Here is a 2,500-nt window from a genome sequence, read left to right as displayed (position 1 = left end):
ACCGTCAAGGTGCCAGCAGTTACTCTGGCACTTGTTCTTCCCTAACAACAGAGCTTTACGACCCGAAGGCCTTCATCACTCACGCGGCGTTGCTCCGTCAGACTTTCGTCCATTGCGGAAGATTCCCTACTGCTGCCTCCCGTAGGAGTCTGGGCCGTGTCTCAGTCCCAGTGTGGCCGATCACCCTCTCAGGTCGGCTACGCATCGTGGCCTTGGTGAGCCATTACCTCACCAACTAGCTAATGCGCCGCGGGCCCATCTGTAAGTGACAGCCGAAACCGTCTTTCCATCTTTCCTCATGCGAGGAAAGAACGTATCCGGTATTAGCTCCGGTTTCCCGAAGTTATCCCAGTCTTACAGGCAGGTTGCCCACGTGTTACTCACCCGTCCGCCGCTAACTTCAGGGAGCAAGCTCCCATCCATTCGCTCGACTTGCATGTATTAGGCACGCCGCCAGCGTTCGTCCTGAGCCAGGATCAAACTCTCCGAAGAAATGTTTGACTTGCTCATTTGCTTTTAGAGTGTGTGCTCACTATTTTAAAACGTTGGCGCTTAGTTTTGTTCAGTTTTCAAAGAGCAATCACTTTAACAACTTAATCATCATATCACGAAGTTGAGTAGTTGTCAACTTCTGCGAAGAATGTTAGTTATTTTTAAAATCGCTATTTCTTAGCGACTACCTAATCTTACTACTATTTCAATAAGACGTCAATAGTTTTTTTCAAGAACATGTTCGATCTTGTTTTTACTGCTCTATCAATAATTTCTAAGATCAAAAATGCCTTGCTTGCTAAATAAGCAACTCCCTTATGATAAAAGAGTTTACACATGATGTCAATGATTTTTTTAGCAAGTTACTTTATGTATGATTCTGTAGACGACCGTACATTCATTTCCTTGATTTCATTGACTTCCTTCGTTTTTAATCCTTATAATGAAGATAAATACATAAAATCATACATTCAAGTATCCGTTTTATAAGGGCTCGCAACCTTTTCGGAACGTCTTGAAAAAGAAGGGGACACAATTATGAACCCTATTAAGAACGTGCAGCCCATTCGGAACCAGCAGCAGCTGGAAGATATGAAGTGGGCGCTTAAACGCCATTGTTCGGAACGTGATTACATTCTGTTTGTCCTTGGCTGTGAAACCGGGCTGCGAGTTGGAGATCTTTTACGACTCAAAACCAAACAGATTCTGAATTTGAAAGGAAAGTACACGAAGATACTGCGCATCAAAGAGGGAAAAACACAAAAAATCAGGGAGATGTACCTTGAAAACTGTTTTCAGGAAGTCTACGGCTATGCCGTCAATGTGGACAGTGAGTGGCTTTTTCCATCCCGGAAGGGGGACGGCGCCATCACGCCGACCCAGGCATACCGGCAGTTAAATAAGGCCGCCGACTTTGCTGGTGTCGACCATGTCGGCAACCATACCCTGCGGAAAACGTTCGGATACTGGTTTTACAAAGCGACAAAGGACATTGCGATGCTGCAGGGAATCCTGCACCATTCGGACCCTTCGATTACCCTGAGGTATATCGGCATCACAGAAGAAGAAACCAATAATGTCTTGAAAACCTTCAGTGTGTTTAAATAACGGTTCCGAACGAAGGAGCAGTCTTTGACTGTTCTTTTTTTTTACTTCCGAAAGACCCTCGTTATCAGACGTCCATAAAGGCTGTTTTTAGAGGTTTGAACTCCCTATCTTTATTTTCCTATTCGGAAAAAAATCAAACAGCTTAGAAAGGCAAATACAAAGCTTAAACAGCGTATTTTTTAAAAACCTCTTGGTGAATCATACACTTTTATGCCTGTTTTTCATTTTTCCTTTTCGGAACCCTCGAATCCTACATCTGTAGCTTTATCTACTTTCATTTTTCTCTTTTTCTTTTTCTAAAGCATTTATTTTCTCTTAACTCACATCTTGCCTGACTGTTCACATCAAGACAGAAAACTTTCCCTACCGGCCGGCGATATCTTTAGAGTGCCAGAAGACCTCAGCATTCCAAAAGGTACGTTGGCAGGGTGAGGTCTTCTGGCGTTTACGAAAAAGAATGAGCCGGCCGGTATCCTGAATATGTATAAGATCATGCTAGAAATAAGACAGAAATAAAGCCAGACATTGAATTCTTTATAATTTCTCTCTTTTTATCGCTCTATCAGAGGTGTAAAGACAGATCATTAAAACCTTTTAAAAAAATAATAGTCTTTAACCTTTGATACACAAATTAGTGTTTTGAACTTACTCTATCTTAAAGTTTTCAGAATTTTCACAACAAAAAACCCCCTGTTGTGTTTGTTTTACTAATATTGTTTTAATTGTTTTACATTGTTTTAATTGTTTTCGGAGGCCTCAAACCATTGGTATGACTGGCCTCAAGACCTCTAACTATAACATTTTTGGTGCGAACTATAACATTTTTGGTGCGAACTATAACATTTTTGGTGCGAACTATAACATTTTTGGTGCCTGAACTATAACATTTTTGGTGCGAACT

1 protein-coding gene and 1 rRNA gene (1 of these 2 cut by a window edge) are annotated in these 2,500 nt (G+C 41.5%); one reads left to right on the top strand and one right to left on the bottom strand.

What is annotated here, in order from left to right; translation table 11 throughout:
• Positions 1-492 (bottom strand): 16S ribosomal RNA (locus ACFVWU_RS44575) (it extends 1,057 nt beyond the left edge of the window).
• A 537-nt stretch (positions 493-1,029) separates the two neighbouring features.
• On the opposite strand from ACFVWU_RS44575, the gene ACFVWU_RS44570 reads away from it, so the two are divergent.
• Positions 1,030-1,599, top strand: a complete 570-nt coding sequence (locus ACFVWU_RS44570) for a tyrosine-type recombinase/integrase (RefSeq protein WP_376174685.1) — start codon at positions 1,030-1,032, stop codon at positions 1,597-1,599.
• The last annotated feature ends 901 nt before the right edge of the window (positions 1,600-2,500 follow it).

It is taken from the genome of Kitasatospora sp. NPDC058190 (genome assembly GCF_042883685.1).
Lineage (GTDB): Bacteria > Actinomycetota > Actinomycetes > Streptomycetales > Streptomycetaceae > Kitasatospora.
Note: the sequence above shows the minus strand (reverse complement) of the source record. Positions and strands in the feature narration are given on the sequence as shown.